Source organism: Pseudomonas sp. (genome assembly GCF_028293835.1).
Taxonomy (GTDB): domain Bacteria; phylum Pseudomonadota; class Gammaproteobacteria; order Pseudomonadales; family Pseudomonadaceae; genus Aquipseudomonas.
The window spans coordinates 1-18316 of the sequence record NZ_JAQGNX010000076.1 but is presented as its reverse complement, the minus strand read 5'-3'; the positions used below and the strand labels follow the sequence as shown (position 1 = coordinate 18316).

Here is an 18316-nt window from a genome sequence, read left to right as displayed (position 1 = left end):
CTCAAGCTCTCTCGCCGCGAATGGATACTGCTGGAAAGGGATAGGGCTCGTTGCGCTCTACCCAGTCCATGAAGTCGGCGCGGGCGCCGGGGAATCCGACCATGGTCCAACCGACCAGGCCTTTATTGCCGCCGTGGATGGGGTCGCAGAAAAAGCCTTCTTTGGTGTTTTGCACCAGCAAGTTGAAAAACATGCTCGGCGGTACGGTATCGAATGCCGCCTTGCCCGCTTCAAGCTGCCTGAGCGTTTCATCCTGAGCCGCCGTGCTTAGTTCAGCGAACGTCTTGCCTTGCTGCTGCTTGCACCAAGCGTCGCAGGCGGCGATGCCCAAGCGGTAGATTTCCTTAGGCACTAACTTGCTCTGCCAGCCCATTTCGGGCGCAGCGTCGGCCACGAACGGTCCTTGCATGAACCACAACGCACCGCTGGCGTAGGGCGTGCTCATCTGACGGTCAATGTATTCCGGCGCGCCGGCTTCGAGAGCGCCGGGCCCTTGCTCGTCCGCAGGGATCAAACGGGCAACTGCTGCCTTGATAAAAACCCACTCTTCGGCGGTGAAATAGGTGGGTTCGTACACCACATTGCTCGGCGGAGCCACCGGTGGTGGCGTGGCCGTGGACACGGCCGCAGGCTGCGCCATCACCACGCGGCTGCCTAAACCAAATCCGGCGCTGGCGACGGTCACGACCGGAATCAACGTCAGGGTTTTGCGCAGGAACTCACGCCGGGGGTTGTCTTGTTCAGACATGAAAGACCTCATCTTGCGAGCACGGTTAAGGAGCCGCTCGAGAACGGCTTAACTTTTTCTTCGGGGCTGTTCCGGTCGCACAGACGAGGCGTTATGGCCTCAATTACTGATTACGCCAGCAAACATCAGTTACAAAGGTTAGCAGGCTATCATTAAGAAAAAACGATTCATCATCAAATAAACAGATCAATTCGACGAATGAAACCGGTATCAGCGTTTGTTTCACTGTTGATGGGCGCAAAAAATGAACGCGACTACGCCGGTCCCTCGGTAGGAGCGAACGAGTTCGCGAGGCGGTGTACCTGATAGGTCGCAACAATCCTTTCGCCGACACGTTGGCTCAGGGTACGAGCGATCAGAAGGGTCGGGAAATCCCCCACAGATTTGAAAACATCTGTGGGGCGAATTGATCCCTAAGAGGAAAGGCGTGACGCGGACGTTCCAGCTAGCTCGGATTAAGCGGTTTTTTCAGCTTGGGGTTAGGGAAAAACTGCACACCCTGCACCTTTGGATCAGCCACTTTAACCGGAGCTGTATTAACCCGCGTGCCCAATTCCTTAGGCACGGACAAGCCTTGTTCGTTGAGTGTATCGGAGTAACCACAGCTCACGCATTCGCGGTGAGGCACGTCGTTCTCATTCCACATCATCAACTTGTCCGGCTCGCTGCACGCCGGGCAAACAGCCCCGGCGATAAAGCGTCTTTTAGTAATCGTGACGGGTGTATCGGTCATGCTGCCGCTTCCTCACTCAGGCCTGAATGGCGCAACAGTGCGTCAATCGAAGGCTCACGTCCGCGGAAGTCGACGAACAGCACCATCGGCGCCTGTGAACCGCCACGTGCGAGGATGGCGTTGCGGAATGCGCGGCCGGTTTCGGCATTGAACACCCCGTCTTCCTCGAACTTCGAGAACGCATCGGCAGACAACACCTCAGCCCACTTATAGCTGTAGTAACCCGCGGCGTAGCCACCAGCAAAAATGTGCGCGAAGCTGTTGGGGAAGCGGTTGTAGGCGGGCGGACGCATCACCGACACTTCGTCGCGAATGTTCTCCAGCACTTGTGCGACGGTGCGGCCATCGCCGTGGGTCGCGTGCAGCTCGAAGTCGAACAGCGAGAATTCCAGCTGACGAACCATCATTAGCCCGGACTGGAAGTTTTTCGCAGCGAGCATTTTTTCCAGCAAGTCCTGGGGCAGTGCTTCGCCGGTCTCGTAATGCGCGGAGATGAGCGCTAGACCTTCGGGCTCCCAGCACCAATTCTCCATGAACTGGCTCGGTAACTCCACCGCATCCCATGCCACGCCGTTTATGCCGGACACGCCTGCATGCTCAACGCGGGTCAATAAATGGTGCAGACCATGACCGAACTCATGAAACAGCGTGGTCACCTCGTCGTGGGTCAGCAGCGCAGGTTTGCCGCCGACTGCGGGAGTGAAGTTGCACACCAGGTTTGCCACCGGGCTTTGTAATTGACCTTCGGCCGTACGGCGACGATCACGCGCACCGTCCATCCAGGCGCCGCCACGTTTATTGGCACGAGCGTACAGGTCGAAGAAGAAGCGTCCGACGTGCTGGCCGTTCTCTTTGATTTCGAACAAACGAACGTCCGGGTGCCAGGTGTCGAAGCCTTTCTGCTCGGCGATTTCGATTCCGTAGAGACGCTGCACGATGGCGAACAGGCCGCTCAGCACGTTATCGATGGGAAAGTAGGCCCGAAGAGCTTCTTGAGAAACGCTGTAACGCTGCTCACGAAGTTTTTCGCCATAAAAACCACTGTCCCAGCTTTGCAGGTCGTCGCAACCTTGTTCTGCCGCGTAGGCCTTGAGCTGCTGCAGATCCTGGACCGCAAACGGTTTACTGCGCTTGGCCAGGTCACGAAGGAAACTCAAGACCTGGTCGCTGGACTCAGCCATTTTGGTCGCCAGGCTCAGTTCGGAGAAACTGGCGAAACCGAGCAACTGGGCCAGTTCACGGCGCAAATCAAGAATCTGTTCCATGACCGGGCCGTTGTCGTTCTTGCCGGCATTCGGGCCTTGGTCTGACGCACGAGTGCAATACGCCGCATATAACTCCTCACGCAGGGCACGGTCTTCAGCGTAAGTCATCACCGCAAAGTAGCTCGGAAATTCCAAGGTAATCAGGTAGCCATCGAGGTCCTTTGCCTTGGCCGCAGCAGCCATTTGCGCTTTGGCCGAATCGGTCAAACCGGCAAGCGCCGCTTCGTCAGTAACGTGCTTGGTCCAGGCTTGGGTCGCGTCGAGTAATTGATTCGAGAAGTGGCTGCCTAGCTCGGACAACTTGCTCTGCACTTCGGCATAGCGCACTTGCTGCTCCGGCGGTAAATCAATGCCCGACAGACGGAAGTCACGCAGCGAATGTTCCAGAATAGTTTTTTGCGCTACGTCGAAGCCCGCCGCTTCCGGGCCATTGGCCAACGCTTCGAAGGCCTGGAACAACGCACGGTTCTGGCCCATCTCGGTAGAATAGGCGCTCAAGGCTGGCAAGCAAGACTCGTAAGCCTCACGCAATTCAGGGCTGTTGCACACGGCGTTCAAATGGCTCACCGGGCTCCAGGCGGCGCCCAGGCGGTCGTTGAGCTCGTCCATTGCTAGAATCAGCCCGGCCCAAGTGGGCTGTTTGCCTTGGGTGACGAGGATCTCGGCAATCGCGTTACGGTTGTCGGCAAGAATCTGTTCAATGGCCGGTTTAACGTGCTCGGCGCGAATCGCAGAGAACGGTGGCAGGTCATACGCTTGTAAAAGAGGGTTGTTCGCGCTCACGGTTAAGCACCTTGGCTGAAAGAAACACCGGTTCATCTTAATTACAATCGACGCCGACCGCAGCACTCTGACCCATCTATCATTCTTAAAGAGGCACGCTATCGTGACTATTCGACCGTTTCAGGGCCATACACCGCTGCTTGCCGAGCGCGCTTTCGTCGACCGATCCGCTGTAGTGATCGGCGATGTCGAGATCGGTGCCGACAGTTCGGTGTGGCCGTTAACGGTGATTCGCGGCGACATGCACCGCATCCGTATCGGCGCCCGCACCAGCGTTCAGGACGGCTGCGTGCTGCACATCACCCACGCCGGCCCATTCAACCCGGACGGTTTTCCGTTGCTGATTGGCGACGAAGTGACCATCGCGCATAAAGTCATGCTGCACGGTTGTTCGGTGGGCAACCGCATTTTGATCGGCATGGGCAGCATCGTCATGGACGGCGCCGTGGTTGAAGACGATGTGATCATCGGCGCAGGCAGCCTGGTGCCGCCGGGTAAGCGCCTGGCGAGTGGCTTTTTGTACGTCGGCAGCCCGGTCAAACAAGTGCGCGCCCTAACGGATAAAGAGCGTGCGTTTTTTAGCTACACCGCTGGAAATTACGTGAAGCTAAAGGATCAGCATTTGGCTGAAGGCCAGATATGAGGCTTACTTCTGGAAGACATTGCCGTTTTCATCGCGAGGCCGAAAAATCCTTTAATGCAAATCGGGTCACGCACACAGATCTGGATGTGGGTTTTCTCATGAAAACCGCCGCCGGGGTAGAGGAGCCTTCCCTCTTGAAATGGTGATCTGACCGAGTCATATCCCTCGACCCCGGTGCTTTCACGCCAAGCGTGCAGGTTCTCGAATACCGCACAGTCAAGATGACGCTTGATTTCATCAACGTCATTTGGATAACCAGAAACGTTTTTGGCAACATGGCTGGGTTGTCAACCGTAGCGGCCAGAATGTCATAAGCGCCGCGCAGCTCGAATAACGCCCCTTCATCGGTGAGGGTTCAGACACTGCCCGAGGTGAATCACAGCACCAACAACGAAGGGGTTTTTAATCGTACCCTTGGTCTGTTTGGTGAGATTCATCAGCATCTCGGCATAGCTGAGTGCTCTGTGAGGGCTGTTTTCCCAAAAGTAGAGCCGCCACCCAGCCAGTCCCAATTATTGAGGCTTGGTTCCAGGTGCTCACCTGCAAGCACCGCCTCACCCACTTCTCGGTCACAGCCGTGAAAGCCAAGAACGAATGACGGGAGCTCGCGATACATCTACCGGTAAGCAGCCGTGAGTTCACCGGCTTCATCATAAACGCCTGTTTTTTCACCGAAAGCCTTTGCTTCGCCGCGATTAGATTTCAGTTTTATAGCAAAATCGCGCATCCGCTCTCCAGCTTCGCATGCGAAGGCTGGCGCGGAGGGCTACTAACTGCTGGGGGTTTATCAGACAGAGCTATCTCCTGGGATTGCTCGTATTGATCATTCTATAACCAGTTGGGCGTCAATGTCAGCTCACTGACATCCAGCGCTGTGTAACGCTGACTTGGCCCTTTACGCATGTCACCATTGTGCAATGGCGACTCTAGTGGGTGCCGCATCATACTTCCCACCGGCAATTTGTAGGATTCCCATGCATTACAAAACAATTTTGTTCGACCTCGACGGCACCTTGACCGACCCGCGTGAGGGTATTACTCGCTCAATCCAGTTTGCCTTGGGCCGTTTAGGCATAAATGAGCCAGACCTGAGCAAGCTTGAACATTTTATCGGCCCACCGTTGCTGCAAGCGTTCATGCAGTTTTATGCCTTCGATGAAGCCAAAGCCTGGGAAGCGGTGGGGTTTTATCGCGAGCGCTTCAAGGTCACCGGGCTGTATGAAAACCTGGTGTTCGATGGTGTTTTCGATTTGCTGGAAACCCTCGCCAGTCAGGATCGGCAGCTTTACATAGCCACTTCAAAGCCGTGGGAATTCGCCCGGGAAATTGCTCGGCATTTTGATTTCGCCAAGCACTTCAAAGTGATCTACGGCAGTGAACTCGATGGCACACGGACCGATAAAGTGGAGTTGATCCGACACCTGGTGAGCGAAGAGGGCCTGGACCCCAGGCAGACACTAATGATCGGCGACCGCAAACACGACCTGATTGGCGCCAAGCGCAACGGTCTGGATGTGGCGGCGGTGGGTTATGGGTTTGGTAGTTATGAAGAATTGGCTGCGGAGTTGCCGACATACCACTTTGCAACGTTGGCCGAGTTGCATGGGGCGTTTTTGATGGGTTGAGTAAACCATCAATTCCATCGATCCTACAGAATGGCCCTTCAGTTGCTCATCAATATACGCAACGCCGCTTTGCGCTGTTCTATGGGCAACCCACCCAATCTTTTCACCTCTCCGTAGAACGCTGGCCAATCACCGTTGACCTGTTTATACAACGCAGCAAAGGCGGGGACCCATTGGTCGTAGAGACCAAAGGGCAACAGCTTGGCGTTGTTCATCGGCGCGTTAATCCAGGGGTCGTAGCGCTTATCGCCCGCCCACTCGCTGTCGCGCAATTGCCGATAATCGCTGCGCAGCCGCTCGAATTCCGCCGCCTTGCGTTCGCGCATCTCTTCGGCGGGCAACGGCAACGCGTAAAGTTTTTTCAAGCGTTCCCGAGCATCCAGCACCAATTGGGTAAATTGATTACGCTGTTTTGAATCCGCTTCTTTTTCGGGCGCCAAGCCGCGCGCGACACGCCATTGACGGCCGCCTTCCTGCTCGACGAAATTGGCGTAGGACTCGTTGAATTCAGAATCGTCCTTCACATAAAACAGCTGATGGGCCAGTTCGTGAAAGATCAATGCCGCCAGCCGCTCATCGCCCCAGTGCAGCATTGAGCTGATAATCGGATCGTCGAACCAACCCAGGGTCGAATAGGTTTCGACGCCACTTAGATAAACATCTTTTCCGGACAGTCGCTGCAGCGCCGCCTCGCCACGAGCATCGCTCGGGTTGTAATAGCCTCGATAGGCAACGCAGCCGGCGACGGGAAAGCACTGACTGACCGCGTCCAGAGAAAATTCATCGGTGGCGAATACATTCCAGACCACATATGGCCGGTCGATATCCACGTACAGGCGATAGCTGCGGTTGTCAGGCAAGTGCAGATGGCTGCTGGCAAACTCACGGGCTTGTTGTGATTTGACCAGGTGATCACGCAACTGAGGGTCACTGGTAGGGTCGGCGATAATCGTCGCTACTGGCTTCCGAGCGTGTAACAACCGCAATTGGCCACCGGCGAGCTGACCGTAGTAATCAAGACTGGAGCAGCCGCTGGTCAGTAGAACCGCCAGCAAAGCCATACAAGGGCGAAGAAACAAGAGGTCGTGTCGAATCATGCCTTGGCCTAAGTGTCTTAATTTAAGCTGCGTTATGCCGGACACCGCCCCCCAGACGCAACTATCATCGTCATCTGTTCGATCTCGGAGCCCTCCATGCGTCAGCCACTGTTGATCACCGCTTTGTTAATCCTTGCAGGGTGCGCAATTCCACCGATACCGCCGGTAGACCCTCAGCAGGCGTGGGTCGAAATGTTTACCTACACCGGCAATCTGGTTATGGCCGACAAGCTCGACGGCAAACGCTGGGACGACGGCCGTTATTTCCAGGTGCAACCGGGAAGCCATGAGTTGCAGGTGCGGTTCGACTACGACACCAACGGCCTCGGTTTCACTGGTTTTGATGATGTAAACGACCGCACGTGCTACATCGTCGTGCACTACGACAATTTCGCACCGGGGCAACATTATCGCCTCGAGGCACGCAACGCAGGCGTCACCATCAGTGGCCGCTTGTATAACGCACAACACCAGATGGTGGCGCAAGACCGTGAAGTAACCTGTATTTAGCTATTTATCGTTACGCTGATAAATAATTTTGCGGGTGCCGTTCTCACAGGTGCCGACGACCATATTCTGGTCGTGTACTTCCTCGTTAGAAACAATTTCCAGCGTGTAGGACGTCACGTTTTTTGCCTGGATTTGGGCTTCGATTTCATCCTTGAGTTCTTCGCAAGGTTTCGGTGCCGCCAGGGCGCTTGCGGCAAATGCAGTGCAGATAACGGCTAAAACGATGCGTTTCATACTCGATTCCTTCGATTGAGCGCACAGAGTACTGCGAAATCCACTGATCTACAGCGGGTTGGGCAAGAACAAAACGATAAAAAACCCGCGCAAACAATGGCCGCACGGGTGTGTCATCACTCGATTAGCTAAGCAATGTAGCGTCCAGCGTAATGTTAGCGTTCAACACCTTGGAAACCGGGCAGCCTTCTTTGGCTTTTTTGGTCAGGTCGTCGAATTGCTCTTGGGTGGCGTTAGGAATTTTCGCCTTCAAGGTCAGGTGGACAGCGGTAATATCAAAGCCGCCAGCCGACTGTTCCAACGTGACAGCAGCTTCGGTGTCGATGCTGTCCGCTTTCAGGCCAGCGCCTTCGAGAATCATCGACAGTGCCATGGAGAAGCAGCCTGCATGGGCCGCACCAATCAATTCTTCCGGGTTCGTGCCTTTGCCACCTTCAAAGCGCGCCTTGAAACCGTACGGGGCTTTGTCGAGTACGCGGGTTTCGGTGGAGATGCTGCCAATACCGCTTTTCAGGTCGCCTTCCCAATGGGCCGACGCTTTTTTAACGATGCTCATGGTATCTCCTCATGATGCGTGCAAGAGGGTTCGCACGATGACAGAGTAGTGAGCCGTGTATTCGTTACAAGTTCAACCGTAGGGGAAGTCCGACCATTTCAGTAGGATATTTCTGGCTCTGCTATTGAAACGCGGAAATACGCCCATATTTTCAGTACAGTTCTCGTGGGTTTCGGTCATCGTTGGATGTTTGGGCCAGGCCTGCACGACACACTCCAGAGGCTATCAGTGGCTTATGAAACGTTTAGCAGATGTCAAAATATCCACCCTTGATCTAGTGCCTGTGCGCCAGGATGCCGGTCCGGCTCAATCCCTGCGAAATTCGCTGGATTTGGCGCAACATGTCGAGAGACTCGGCTATAACCGATTTTGGGTGGCTGAACACCACAACATGGACGGGATCGCCAGCTCGGCGACATCAGTGTTACTCGCGTATCTGGCCGGCGGCACCTCGACGATTCGCGTCGGAGCCGGTGGCGTCATGCTGCCGAACCACGCCCCTTTGGTGATCGCAGAACAATTCGGCACCCTCGCCAGCCTTTATCCAGGGCGGATCGATCTGGGACTTGGCCGCGCGCCGGGTTCGGATCAGATGACCGCCCGCGCACTGCGCCGCGAGCGCTCGGGCAGTGCCGACGATTTCCCTGACGACGTTGAAGAATTACTGCGCTACCTCGGCCCCCGTACACCTGATCAAAAGGTGATCGCTGTTCCCGGTACGGGCACCAATGTTCCGGTCTGGTTGTTAGGTTCGAGCCTGTTCAGCGCTCAACTGGCGGGGATGCGTGGTCTTCCGTATGCCTTCGCTTCGCATTTCGCGCCGCGTTACATGCACGAGGCGATTCGGGTTTACCGCAATCATTTCGAACCGTCGATTTATTTGGACGAGCCCTACGTGATGCTGGGCGTGCCGCTGGTAGCTGCGGACACCGATGAGCATGCTGACTTCCTGGCGACGTCGCTCTATCAACGGATTCTGTCGTTGATGCGCGGCCAAAGCCTGGTTCAGAAACCACCGGTGAAAACCATGGACGGCCTGTGGCTGCCCCACGAACGCGAAGCTGTTGCGGACTTCCTGGGCCTGGCAATGGTCGGCAGCCCGCTGAAAATCCGCGCCAAGCTTGAGGTGCTGGTGGAGCAGACTCAGGCAGATGAACTGATTTTCACCTGCGACATGTACGAACATGCAGACCGATTGCGCTCGTACGAGCTTCTAGCGCAGACGGTGTTGGGCTGATGTTGATTAATCCTGCATAAAAAAAACCGACGCCATGTGCGTCGGTTTTTTTAAGCCCTAAGCGTCAGCCGCGCTTATAGACAATCTCTTTGCTTCCCGCATCACAGGTGCCGACAACTTTCGCCCCGGCCGCACTGCCTTTTTCAACGACATCCAAGCTGTAACCGCTGGCGCCTTTAGCTTTGATTTTCGCGTCGATTTCCGACTTCAAATCATCGCAGGACTTGCCAGCAGCCATCGCGGTACCCGCAATGCTCAACAGCGCTATCGCCAACACAAACTTCTTCATCGGTCACACTCCTTCGTTAGGTTAACCATGCTGGAACGCAACCCAGGTCATTAACCACGCCAACGATTACGCGATAGCGGGTTCACTGTGTGTAGCGGAAATTATGGCAGTCGGCCAGTGCAAAAGTTCAGCATGATCAGCTGTTGGCGATGCGGAAGCCTACATTCAACGTGACCTGGTAGTGGGCAACCTTGCCACCCTCAATATGGCCGCGGGTCTCAAGGACTTCGAACCATTCGAGGTGCTTGATGGTTTTGCCAGCCTCAGTTATAGCGTTATTGATCGCATCTTCAATCGTCGTGGATGACGAGCCAACCAGCTCGACCTTTTTATACGTATGGTGATCAGTCATGGCAGTTCTCCAAAGGTGTCGTAAGAGCGTAGCAGCAGATTTGCTCCTTACTGTGTGGGCAAAAACTTTTGAAAAGTTCAGGCACCACTGCACTTTCCTGAAACCCCGCAGTCGGAAACAACACACGCCACTCATCAATGCAGGAGAGCCACCATGGCTAGCACTTCCCTACGTAAAGCCTCGTTGCAAAGCATGGAAGCCGAGATCGAAAGCCTTCTCAAATCCCTTGAGAGTCTTAAGTCCGATACCTCGGACGAGTCGCGCAAAACCCTGAAGAATCTCAAAGCCAACGCTGAAAGCGCGCTGAGTCATTCCCGCAGCCTGCTCAGCGACGTGTACGCAGACGTCAAAGATAAAACCCGCGAAACCGGTCTTGCGACTCGGGATTACGCACAAGAACATCCTTGGACCACCGCCGGCGTTGCGGTGGGTGCGATGGGCATTTTGGCCGCCTACCTGTTGTTCAAGCGCGACTGATTCAGTTCTTTACTCCCCGCTCCAGCTCGGCCTTCAACCATTGCGCCAATTGCTGTGCGCGTCCATCTGCGGCGCGTTTCGGGACCCACAGCGCCAGCCGCGCCGGAGTTTCGCTGAAACCCCACGGCGCGGCCAGGCGTCCGGCGCGTAGGTCGTCCGCCACCAAGGGCTCCGGCGCAATCGCGATGCCCAATCCGGCAACTGCAGCCTCCAGTAAATAATACAAATGCTCGAACCCCTGTCCGTACCGCAGCGAATCTGGCTCGATACCATTTTGTCGCGCCCAGATGGGCCAGGCTTGCAACCTTGAGGTGGTCTGCAACAGGGCCTCCCCGATCAAGGCCTGCGCAGGCGCTTGGCGCAACTGTTCGAAATGGGCGAAGCGTGGACTGAGAACCGGGCCAATCCGTTCGCTGGCCAGCTCATAGACGTGCATGTCAGCTGGCCAAGGCGGCTCAGCGAAAATCAATAAGGCATCGAGGCCGGGACGACGAGGGTCAAGATCGCCTTCGCCAGCCGATAGATGCAGGCGCAAATCCGGTAATTCAGCATTCAACCGTCCGAGACGCGGAATAAACCAGCGCGCCAGCAAGCTTCCTGAACAGCCCAGTACGAACGGCGCGTCTGCGCTACTTTGGGTTAACTCAGCACAGACGTTGCGCAACCGTTCGAAGGCTTCGCCGCTGGCATCACGCAAGCGCACCCCAGCATCTGTGAGTTTAACGCCGCGTCCGTCCTTGACGAACAGCGCCAGCCCCAAATGTTCTTCAAGGACTTTAAGCTGGCGACTCACGGCACCGTGAGTAACGTGCAGCTGTTCGGCAGCCTGACTAACGCTGTTCAAGCGGGCGGCCGCTTCGAAGGCGCGCAAGGCATTGAGAGGAGGAAGATCGCGGCTCATGGTATCTGTGAGTTTTTCTGACAGGTTGTGCCGATCTTATCGGTTTTCATCGGCGTTGGCGCTGGTTAAAGTGGGCTCATTGCCAAAACGGCTAACCCTTTTCTGCACATCACTCGGAGGTCCCATGACCCAGACCAATTTCCGCAAAGGCGCTGATGCCAACGGCCTGTTCGGCTCATTCGGCGGCCGCTACGTCGCCGAAACCCTGATGCCGCTGGTGCTCGACCTGGATCGCGAATACGAAGCCGCCAAGATTGATCCTGAATTCATCGAGCAACTGGCCTATTTCCAGCGTGACTATGTGGGCCGTCCAAACCCACTGTATTTCGCCGAACGCCTGACCGAATATTGCGGCGGCGCGAAGATATATTTCAAACGCGAAGAGCTGAACCACACCGGCGCGCACAAAATCAACAACTGCATCGGCCAGGTATTGCTCGCTAAGCGCATGGGCAAAAAACGCCTGATCGCCGAAACCGGCGCCGGAATGCACGGCGTGGCGACCGCGACTGTCGCGGCTCGTTTCGGTTTGCCATGCGTGATCTACATGGGCGCTACCGACATCGAGCGCCAACAGGCCAACGTGTTCCGCATGAAGCTGCTGGGTGCTGAAATTGTCCCCGTGACATCCGGCACTGGCACCCTGAAAGACGCAATGAACGAAGCCCTGCGCGATTGGGTCACCAACGTCGACGACACGTTCTACTTGATCGGTACCGTGGCTGGCCCGCACCCGTATCCGTCCATGGTCCGCGATTTCCAATCAATCATCGGTAAAGAAACCAAAGAGCAGCTGCAAGAAAAAGAAGGCCGTCTGCCCGACAGCCTGATTGCTTGTGTCGGCGGCGGCTCCAACGCCATGGGCTTGTTCCATCCGTTCCTGGATGACGCCAGCGTTGAGATCATCGGCGTTGAAGCGGGCGGTCACGGGGTTCATACCGACAAGCATGCCGCCAGCCTGAACGGCGGCGTTCCTGGCGTCCTCCACGGCAACCGCACGTATCTGCTGCAAGACGCGGACGGTCAGATCACCGACGCCCACTCCATTTCTGCCGGTCTCGACTACCCAGGCATCGGCCCGGAGCACGCTTACCTGCACGAAATGAAGCGCGTCGAATACGTCAGCATCACCGATGAAGAAGCCCTCGAAGCGTTCCATCATTGCTGCCTGCTGGAAGGCATCATCCCGGCGCTGGAAACCGCTCACGCCTTGGCCGAAGCCATGAAGCGCGCCACCAATTTGCGCGATGATCATCTGATGGTGGTTTGCCTTTCGGGACGCGGTGATAAAGACATGCAAACCGTGATGAGCCACATGGCCGCCGCAGACAAGACTCAGGAGCAATTGGTATGAGCCGCCTCGAACAACGTTTCGCCGAGCTGAAAACCGAAGGCCGCGCTGCTTTGGTGACCTTTATTACTGCGGGCGATCCAGGCTATGACACCTCGCTGGCCATCCTCAAGGGCCTGCCGGCAGCCGGGGCAGACGTCATTGAGTTGGGTATGCCCTTTACTGATCCAATGGCGGACGGTGTGGCCATTCAGTTGGCGACGTTGCGCGCATTGGACGCCGGGCAAACCTTGGCGAAAACTCTGAACATGGTTCGCGAATTCCGTGTCGATAACCAAACCACGCCAATTGTACTGATGGGTTACTACAACCCGATCCATCGTTTTGGCGTCGAGGCTTTTGTTGCCCAGGCACAGCAGGTCGGCGTGGATGGCTTGATCATCGTTGACTTGCCGCCCGAGCACGACGCCGAGTTGGCGACACCTGCACAGGCCGCCGGTATCGACTTCATTCGCCTGACCACACCAACCACTGATGACGCGCGCCTGCCAACAGTCCTGGAGCGCAGCTCAGGCTTCGTTTATTACGTATCGGTGGCCGGTGTGACCGGTGCCGGTTCGGCCACCTCGGACCAGGTCAAACACGCGATTGAGCGCTTGCGCCGACATACCGATTTGCCGATCAGCGTTGGCTTCGGTATCCGCACCCCGGAACAAGCGGCGGCCATCGCCCGGCTGGCAGACGGCGTCGTAGTCGGTTCGGCACTGGTGGACAAAATCGTAACCGCCGCTTCGCCAAGCGAAGCCATCGACGATGTATTGAGCCTGTGTTCGGCGTTGGCGGAAGGCGTGCGCGGCGCCCGTGTCAATAAAGAGTAAAGATTGCGCTGACGCGGAATTTATATCGAAGCTGACACACTAAGTTACAAGCAAAAGGGGTTCATGGCCGAGGCTGTGAACCCTTTTTTGTTGACCGCATTCTGAGGAAGTAGAAATGAAATTGCCAACCCGTTTACTTGCAGGTCTGGGGATCATGATGATCATTAGCGCCAGTCCGCTGTTGCACGCCGATGATCGCGATCAGCACGATCAAGGACGTGGAGGCGACAATCATCAAGACAATCATCAAGACGATCATCACGATAATCGTGGACCAGGCGGTCATCCGCCGCAGAACTTCGACCATGAGCGCCAGACCTTTCACGACCACCACGAGTATTTCACCCGTGGCCGTCCACTGCCGTCGAATATGCACCTGGTGCGCGGCCGTCCTCTGCCACGCGGCTACGGCGATGAAATGGACCCACGCGCCCTTCAACAATTGCCGCGTTATGACGGCTATGAATGGCGTCGTGTAGGGCCAGACGCGGTACTCGTCGCGGTTACCACTGGTGTTGTCTACACCATTCTTAGCGGCGTACTGAACTGATCTGCTGACAAAAATCCACTGTAGGGGTCGCCCGTCGCGCAGCTCCTACAGATTATCGTCAGAAGCTTTACGCATCAGCGCGGGTTTAAGGATATTCGCCTGGCAGGCCTGACCCGAGGCAGTATCGGTTACAGGCGGAAATGACTGACCATCATCTGTAGCTGATTGCCTAAGCGGGCGAGTTCGACACTGGAAGCAGCCGTTTCTTCACTGGCGGCAGCGGTTTGTTCCGAAACGTCGCGCACGTTGAGAATACTGCGACTGATTTCATCGGCCACCGCGCTTTGCTGCTCGGCCGCAGCGGCGATTTGTAGATTCATGGACTGGATACCGGACACCGTTCGAGTGATGCTTCCCAGTGACGTCCCTGCCTTGCGCGTCAGCGCCACGCTGTTGTCGGTTAGTTCGCGACTGCTGAGCATAATGGCCGACACCTGGCGTGTGCCGTTTTGCAACGCGCCGATCAACGTTTCGATTTCCTCGGTGGATTTCTGAGTTCGCTGCGCCAGGCCGCGAACCTCATCAGCGACCACTGCAAACCCGCGTCCAGCATCACCCGCACGAGCGGCTTCGATGGCAGCGTTGAGGGCCAACAAGTTGGTCTGCTCGGCCACCGCTTTGATGACGTCCATAACCTTGCCGATTTTGCCGCTGTCTTGCTCGAGAACACTCATGGCATCTGCCGAACGCACCACTTCGATGGCCAGTTTCTCGATCTGGGCAATCGCCTCTCCCACCACTTTGTCACCCGCGCGGGCTTCATTATCCGCGTTAGTCGCCGCTTGCGAGGCCTGCTCGGCATTGCGCGCAACTTCGTGGACCGTGGCCGACATCTCATGCATCGCGGTGGCTACCTGGTCGGTTTCAACCTTCTGGCTGTTGACCCCGGCGCTGGTCTGCTCGGTAACCGCCGACAACTCTTTTGCGGCACCGGAAATCTGCGTGACGCCCTCACGGATCCCGCCAATCAGGTCGCGCAAGGTAGCACCCATGCGCTGAATACCCTGCTGCAACACACCTAACTCGTCGCGACGGGTGATGACCATGTTATGCGACAGGTCGCCGGACGCTATTCGCTCAACCACTTCCATCGTTTGCTGCAAGGGCCGGGTGATCTGGCGCGTAATGACCATTGCCGCCAGCGCCCCGAAAATCAAAGCGAGCAGCGTACAGACGATTTGCAAAGTGCTGGCTTGGGCACTTTCGGCATCACGCCGAGTGATTTGAATGGTGTAAAGACCATCGGTCAGCTTGACGATGGCTTGGCCCTGCTCCGTCATTTCCTTTCGTGAACCAATAAGGTCGCTAATGGCTGCCTTGTAACCCACAACAGAGTTGCGGTAGTTCAGCAGTGCTGTTTCCAGCTGCTTGAGTCGGTCGGCTTGGCTTTCGCCGAACGAGGCCTTGAGCGACTCAAGACCGCTGATGGCCGTCTCGATCTGACGCAGGGCGGTCTTTTCGGTATCTGCCGTGGGATTGGCGGTATAACCACGCATTTCGTAACGCACCATCATCAGGTCTTCTTTGGCCTTGGCGATGGATTGGGATTGGGCAAAACGCTGTTCGCTACTGGGGTCGGCCTGCTGCACCTGGTCGTTGATTGCGGCGATCAGCCCAACGGCCTTTTCTGCATTCACTTCCATCTCGGCGCGCAATGCAATGCTGGTCCGGTAGCCGCTGCGCATCTTGTTTAGCGAGCGTTCATAGTCGCTCGTCACGTCACGCAACTGCTTGAGCAGCTTCACGTTTTCAGGACTTTTGAAATGATCCAGTACGGAACTCTGCAGACGTTTAAATTCATCGACGGCGACCTGAACGGTCTGCGCCACGGCGTCGTCGCCATCAGCCACCATATATTGCAGGCGAGTCACGCGAACTTTGGTCAACTGGTTGTTGATCGCCATGATCTCACCCGTCCAGTTGCCACGATCAATCAGCTTACCCAAGCTGCTCCAACTAGTCAGAGCCAGGACGGCAGTCAGAGCGAGCACTAAACCAAACCCCAGCACCAACTTCATGTTGACGCTGATATTCGCAAACCATTTGTTCATCATATCCTCCCGGGACTTGTATTTCTTAATCAGTTGGCTGGAGGATTATTTTTGTTACACCAGCAAAATCTGTTCGCTTAGCGCTATCGGCCAAAGGCTGGTTCGCTGAATCGTTGCCGGTGGAAAAATTTGTAACTGTAAGATGCAGAGCTTAAATACAGCTTCTGACGTGATTTTTTATATTCACCTAATACCAAGCTAACTATTAAACACTGGAGTGCATCCAGCTTTTAAACCGCAATCGACGGCAACGGCCGTCCGGCCAATAAATCGCCGCTCTGTGCCTGTTCGGTCGCCAACCAATCGACAAACTGCTGCACCAACTGTACTCGGCGTTTGCGTTGCGGCAGGACGACGTAATAACCGCAGGCCGAGAGGGCGGTGTCGGCGATGGGGCGACAGAGTAGATTTTGCTCCAACAACGCATCCACCAAATGCCGCCAGCCAATGGCCACGCCTTGGCCGGCGATTGCGGCCTGGATCAGCAACGTGTAGTTATCGAAGCGCAGCTGACCAGGCGCCGGGGCCTGGCGCAGATTGAGCTCACGGAAGACCCCGCTCCAGTCGAACCAATTGCTGCTGCCCTCGCCGCGCAAATGCAGCAGCGGAAGGTCCAGCAAAACGTCGCTAGGTAGCGGCAATGTCCTGCCCGCGACCAATTGCGGGCTGCACACCGGGAACACTTCTTCGCTGAACAACCAGCGGCTTTCACCCTGCTTGAAACGCCCATCACCGAACAGCACCGCAACGTCCACATCAGCCCGCAGCATGTTATGGCTGCGCTCGCTGGTGACCAAGCTAACGTCCACGTCCGGGTTGGCTTTGTGAAAACGATGCAGGCGCGGCATCAGCCAGTACGCTGCGAATGCAAAGTCGGTGGCCACCTGCAACACCTCATGCTGGCGCTGGGCAGTGACCGCATTCAAGCCACCGTCGATTGACTGCATGCCCGACTGCACATAGCTGAACAGCACTTCACCGGCATCCGTCAATTCAATACCGCGGTAGATCCGGTCGAACAATCGCGTCGCCAGTTGCTCTTCAAGACGTTTGATCTGCTGGCTGACGGCAGGCTGAGTGGTGCCCAGTTCAACGGCAGCAGCGGTGAAGCTGCGGTGTCGGGCGGCCGCTTCAAACGCTCGCAATATGTCCAACGACATCCCACCAAGGGCTTCATACATAAGCTGGGCTTATCCTAGGTATTGTTTCACATGGGCTTTACCCACATCCCCGTGGGTCCCATCCTCAAGCACAGCACTCTCGCATAAATTTTCACAATGGAATGCCGCGAATACATGAAGCGCAAGAACATTCTTTTCATCATGGCCGATCAGATGGCCGCGCCGATGCTGCCTTTCTACGCTCCCTCTGCCATCAAGATGCCCAATTTGAGTCGCCTCGCCGCTGAAGGCGTGGTGTTTGACGCTGCTTATTGCAACAGCCCGCTGTGTGCTCCGTCGCGTTTTACCCTGGTCAGCGGTCAGCTCCCGAGCAAGATTGGCGCCTACGACAACGCGGCTGATTTCCCCGCCGACGTACCGACTTACGCCCACTACCTGCGCCGTCTCGGCTACAAGACTGCGTTGTCCGGAAAAATGCACTTCTGCGGCCCGGACCAGCTGCATGGCTACGAAGAACGCCTGACCAGTGACATCTACCCAGCTGACTACGGTTGGGCCGTAAATTGGGATGAACCGGACGTGCGCCCAAGCTGGTACCACAACATGTCGTCGGTGCTGCAAGCCGGGCCGTGCGTGCGCACCAACCAGCTGGATTTCGACGAGGAGGTGGTGTTCAAGGCTCAGCAGTACTTATTCGATTATGTTCGCGAAGACGGCGACGCGCCGTTCTGTCTCACGGTGTCCATGACTCACCCGCACGACCCGTACACCATTCCAAAACCGTTCTGGGACTTGTACGCCGACCAGGACATCCCACTGCCACCGGCCCACGCCGATCAGGACGCGCTGGATCCGCATTCGAAACGCTTGCTCAAGGTCTATGACCTCTGGGACAAGCCCATGCCTGTGGATAAGATTCGCGACGCGCGACGCGCCTATTTCGGCGCCTGCAGCTACATCGACAGCAACGTCGGC

General features: G+C 56.3%; 20 protein-coding genes. 9 read left to right on the top strand and 11 right to left on the bottom strand.

Features of this window, described 5'->3' with window-relative positions; all coding sequences use genetic code 11:
• Nucleotide 1 precedes the first annotated feature (1 nt).
• From JWR17_RS09140 to prlC, 3 genes are all read right to left on the bottom strand, one after another.
• Nucleotides 2–748: a gluconate 2-dehydrogenase subunit 3 family protein gene (locus tag JWR17_RS09140; protein ID WP_299830462.1), complete on the bottom strand. Its 747-nt coding sequence runs from the start codon at nt 746–748 to the stop codon at nt 2–4.
• A 445-nt stretch (nt 749–1193) separates the two neighbouring features.
• The gene (locus JWR17_RS09135) at nt 1194–1481 is read right to left on the bottom strand and encodes a YheV family putative zinc ribbon protein (protein WP_299830460.1); all 288 of its coding nucleotides are present in this window, start codon (nt 1479–1481) and stop codon (nt 1194–1196) included.
• Entirely contained in the window at nt 1478–3565 is a 2088-nt protein-coding gene (prlC, locus tag JWR17_RS09130; protein ID WP_299830458.1) for an oligopeptidase A, read from the bottom strand. The genes JWR17_RS09135 and prlC overlap by 4 nt, the downstream gene beginning before the upstream one ends.
• Nucleotides 3566–3632: 67 nt before the next feature.
• On the opposite strand from prlC, the gene JWR17_RS09125 reads away from it, so the two are divergent.
• Together JWR17_RS09125 and JWR17_RS09120 are read left to right on the top strand one after the other, a co-directional pair.
• On the top strand, nt 3633–4172 hold the full coding sequence (locus tag JWR17_RS09125) for a gamma carbonic anhydrase family protein (RefSeq protein WP_299830456.1): 540 nt from the start codon (nt 3633–3635) through the stop codon (nt 4170–4172).
• A gap of 974 nt (nt 4173–5146) precedes the next feature.
• Complete coding sequence (locus tag JWR17_RS09120; protein ID WP_299830455.1) at nt 5147–5797, top strand: HAD family hydrolase; 651 nt, start codon at nt 5147–5149, stop codon at nt 5795–5797.
• A gap of 38 nt (nt 5798–5835) precedes the next feature.
• Here JWR17_RS09120 and JWR17_RS09115 read toward each other — a convergent pair whose 3' ends face one another.
• A complete protein-coding gene (locus JWR17_RS09115; protein WP_299830453.1) occupies nt 5836–6894 on the bottom strand; it encodes an aminopeptidase in 1059 nt (352 codons plus the stop codon).
• A gap of 96 nt (nt 6895–6990) precedes the next feature.
• Between JWR17_RS09115 and JWR17_RS09110 the strand changes: the two genes are divergently transcribed.
• Complete coding sequence (locus JWR17_RS09110) at nt 6991–7404, top strand: hypothetical protein (protein WP_299830452.1); 414 nt, start codon at nt 6991–6993, stop codon at nt 7402–7404.
• Here JWR17_RS09110 and JWR17_RS09105 read toward each other — a convergent pair whose 3' ends face one another.
• Entirely contained in the window at nt 7405–7638 is a 234-nt protein-coding gene (locus JWR17_RS09105; RefSeq protein ID WP_299830451.1) for a DUF1161 domain-containing protein, read from the bottom strand.
• Between the two features lie 124 nt (nt 7639–7762).
• Entirely contained in the window at nt 7763–8194 is a 432-nt protein-coding gene (locus JWR17_RS09100; RefSeq protein ID WP_299830450.1) for an OsmC family protein, read from the bottom strand.
• Nucleotides 8195–8429: 235 nt separating this feature from the next.
• Between JWR17_RS09100 and JWR17_RS09095 the strand changes: the two genes are divergently transcribed.
• Entirely contained in the window at nt 8430–9431 is a 1002-nt protein-coding gene (locus JWR17_RS09095; protein ID WP_299830449.1) for an LLM class flavin-dependent oxidoreductase, read from the top strand.
• 64 nt (nt 9432–9495) lie between these two features.
• On the opposite strand, the gene JWR17_RS09090 is transcribed toward JWR17_RS09095, so the two are convergent.
• Together JWR17_RS09090 and JWR17_RS09085 are read right to left on the bottom strand one after the other, a co-directional pair.
• Nucleotides 9496–9720, bottom strand: coding sequence for a DUF1161 domain-containing protein (locus JWR17_RS09090; RefSeq protein ID WP_299830447.1), 225 nt, complete (start codon nt 9718–9720; stop codon nt 9496–9498).
• A 136-nt stretch (nt 9721–9856) separates the two neighbouring features.
• The gene (locus JWR17_RS09085; RefSeq protein ID WP_299830446.1) at nt 9857–10072 is read right to left on the bottom strand and encodes a dodecin; all 216 of its coding nucleotides are present in this window, start codon (nt 10070–10072) and stop codon (nt 9857–9859) included.
• Nucleotides 10073–10225: 153 nt separating this feature from the next.
• On the opposite strand from JWR17_RS09085, the gene JWR17_RS09080 reads away from it, so the two are divergent.
• Nucleotides 10226–10549 (top strand): DUF883 family protein, encoded by a 324-nt coding sequence (locus tag JWR17_RS09080; RefSeq protein ID WP_299830444.1) that lies wholly within the window; start codon nt 10226–10228, stop codon nt 10547–10549.
• Nucleotide 10550: 1 nt separating this feature from the next.
• Here the strand turns inward: JWR17_RS09080 and JWR17_RS09075 are convergent, their stop codons facing one another.
• Nucleotides 10551–11450, bottom strand: coding sequence for a LysR family transcriptional regulator (locus JWR17_RS09075; protein WP_299830442.1), 900 nt, complete (start codon nt 11448–11450; stop codon nt 10551–10553).
• Between the two features lie 124 nt (nt 11451–11574).
• Between JWR17_RS09075 and trpB the strand changes: the two genes are divergently transcribed.
• The 3 genes from trpB to JWR17_RS09060 all read left to right on the top strand — a co-directional run bounded on the left by trpB (nt 11575) and on the right by JWR17_RS09060 (nt 14169).
• Nucleotides 11575–12804, top strand: coding sequence for a tryptophan synthase subunit beta (gene trpB / locus JWR17_RS09070; RefSeq protein ID WP_299830440.1), 1230 nt, complete (start codon nt 11575–11577; stop codon nt 12802–12804).
• A complete protein-coding gene (trpA, locus tag JWR17_RS09065; protein WP_299830438.1) occupies nt 12801–13619 on the top strand; it encodes a tryptophan synthase subunit alpha in 819 nt (272 codons plus the stop codon). Before trpB ends, trpA begins: the two co-directional genes overlap by 4 nt.
• A gap of 115 nt (nt 13620–13734) precedes the next feature.
• Nucleotides 13735–14169, top strand: a complete 435-nt coding sequence (locus tag JWR17_RS09060) for an anti-virulence regulator CigR family protein (RefSeq protein WP_299830437.1) — start codon at nt 13735–13737, stop codon at nt 14167–14169.
• A gap of 128 nt (nt 14170–14297) precedes the next feature.
• On the opposite strand, the gene JWR17_RS09055 is transcribed toward JWR17_RS09060, so the two are convergent.
• Complete coding sequence (locus tag JWR17_RS09055; RefSeq protein ID WP_299830435.1) at nt 14298–16220, bottom strand: methyl-accepting chemotaxis protein; 1923 nt, start codon at nt 16218–16220, stop codon at nt 14298–14300.
• Nucleotides 16221–16450: 230 nt separating this feature from the next.
• Nucleotides 16451–17401 (bottom strand): LysR family transcriptional regulator, encoded by a 951-nt coding sequence (locus JWR17_RS09050; protein WP_299830433.1) that lies wholly within the window; start codon nt 17399–17401, stop codon nt 16451–16453.
• Nucleotides 17402–17515: 114 nt separating this feature from the next.
• On the opposite strand from JWR17_RS09050, the gene betC reads away from it, so the two are divergent.
• A partial coding sequence (betC, locus tag JWR17_RS09045) for a choline-sulfatase (protein WP_299830431.1) occupies nt 17516–18316 on the top strand: 801 nt, incomplete at its 3' end.

Excerpts from the sequence above, each read along its gene's own strand:
- JWR17_RS09140 (WP_299830462.1), bottom strand. The coding sequence starts at position 748 with ATGTCTGAACAAGACAACCCCCGGCGTGAGTTCCTGCGCAAAACCCTG.
- JWR17_RS09060 (WP_299830437.1), top strand. The coding sequence starts at position 13,735 with ATGAAATTGCCAACCCGTTTACTTGCAGGTCTGGGGATCATGATGATC.
- JWR17_RS09050 (WP_299830433.1), bottom strand. The coding sequence starts at position 17,401 with ATGTATGAAGCCCTTGGTGGGATGTCGTTGGACATATTGCGAGCGTTT.
- JWR17_RS09115 (WP_299830453.1), bottom strand. The coding sequence starts at position 6,894 with ATGATTCGACACGACCTCTTGTTTCTTCGCCCTTGTATGGCTTTGCTG.
- JWR17_RS09110 (WP_299830452.1), top strand. The coding sequence starts at position 6,991 with ATGCGTCAGCCACTGTTGATCACCGCTTTGTTAATCCTTGCAGGGTGC.
- JWR17_RS09100 (WP_299830450.1), bottom strand. The coding sequence starts at position 8,194 with ATGAGCATCGTTAAAAAAGCGTCGGCCCATTGGGAAGGCGACCTGAAA.
- JWR17_RS09075 (WP_299830442.1), bottom strand. The coding sequence starts at position 11,450 with ATGAGCCGCGATCTTCCTCCTCTCAATGCCTTGCGCGCCTTCGAAGCG.
- JWR17_RS09135 (WP_299830460.1), bottom strand. The coding sequence starts at position 1,481 with ATGACCGATACACCCGTCACGATTACTAAAAGACGCTTTATCGCCGGG.
- trpA (WP_299830438.1), top strand. The coding sequence starts at position 12,801 with ATGAGCCGCCTCGAACAACGTTTCGCCGAGCTGAAAACCGAAGGCCGC.
- JWR17_RS09085 (WP_299830446.1), bottom strand. The coding sequence starts at position 10,072 with ATGACTGATCACCATACGTATAAAAAGGTCGAGCTGGTTGGCTCGTCA.
- JWR17_RS09105 (WP_299830451.1), bottom strand. The coding sequence starts at position 7,638 with ATGAAACGCATCGTTTTAGCCGTTATCTGCACTGCATTTGCCGCAAGC.
- prlC (WP_299830458.1), bottom strand. The coding sequence starts at position 3,565 with ATGAACCGGTGTTTCTTTCAGCCAAGGTGCTTAACCGTGAGCGCGAAC.
- JWR17_RS09055 (WP_299830435.1), bottom strand. The coding sequence starts at position 16,220 with ATGAACAAATGGTTTGCGAATATCAGCGTCAACATGAAGTTGGTGCTG.
- JWR17_RS09120 (WP_299830455.1), top strand. The coding sequence starts at position 5,147 with ATGCATTACAAAACAATTTTGTTCGACCTCGACGGCACCTTGACCGAC.
- JWR17_RS09080 (WP_299830444.1), top strand. The coding sequence starts at position 10,226 with ATGGCTAGCACTTCCCTACGTAAAGCCTCGTTGCAAAGCATGGAAGCC.
- JWR17_RS09095 (WP_299830449.1), top strand. The coding sequence starts at position 8,430 with ATGAAACGTTTAGCAGATGTCAAAATATCCACCCTTGATCTAGTGCCT.
- JWR17_RS09090 (WP_299830447.1), bottom strand. The coding sequence starts at position 9,720 with ATGAAGAAGTTTGTGTTGGCGATAGCGCTGTTGAGCATTGCGGGTACC.
- trpB (WP_299830440.1), top strand. The coding sequence starts at position 11,575 with ATGACCCAGACCAATTTCCGCAAAGGCGCTGATGCCAACGGCCTGTTC.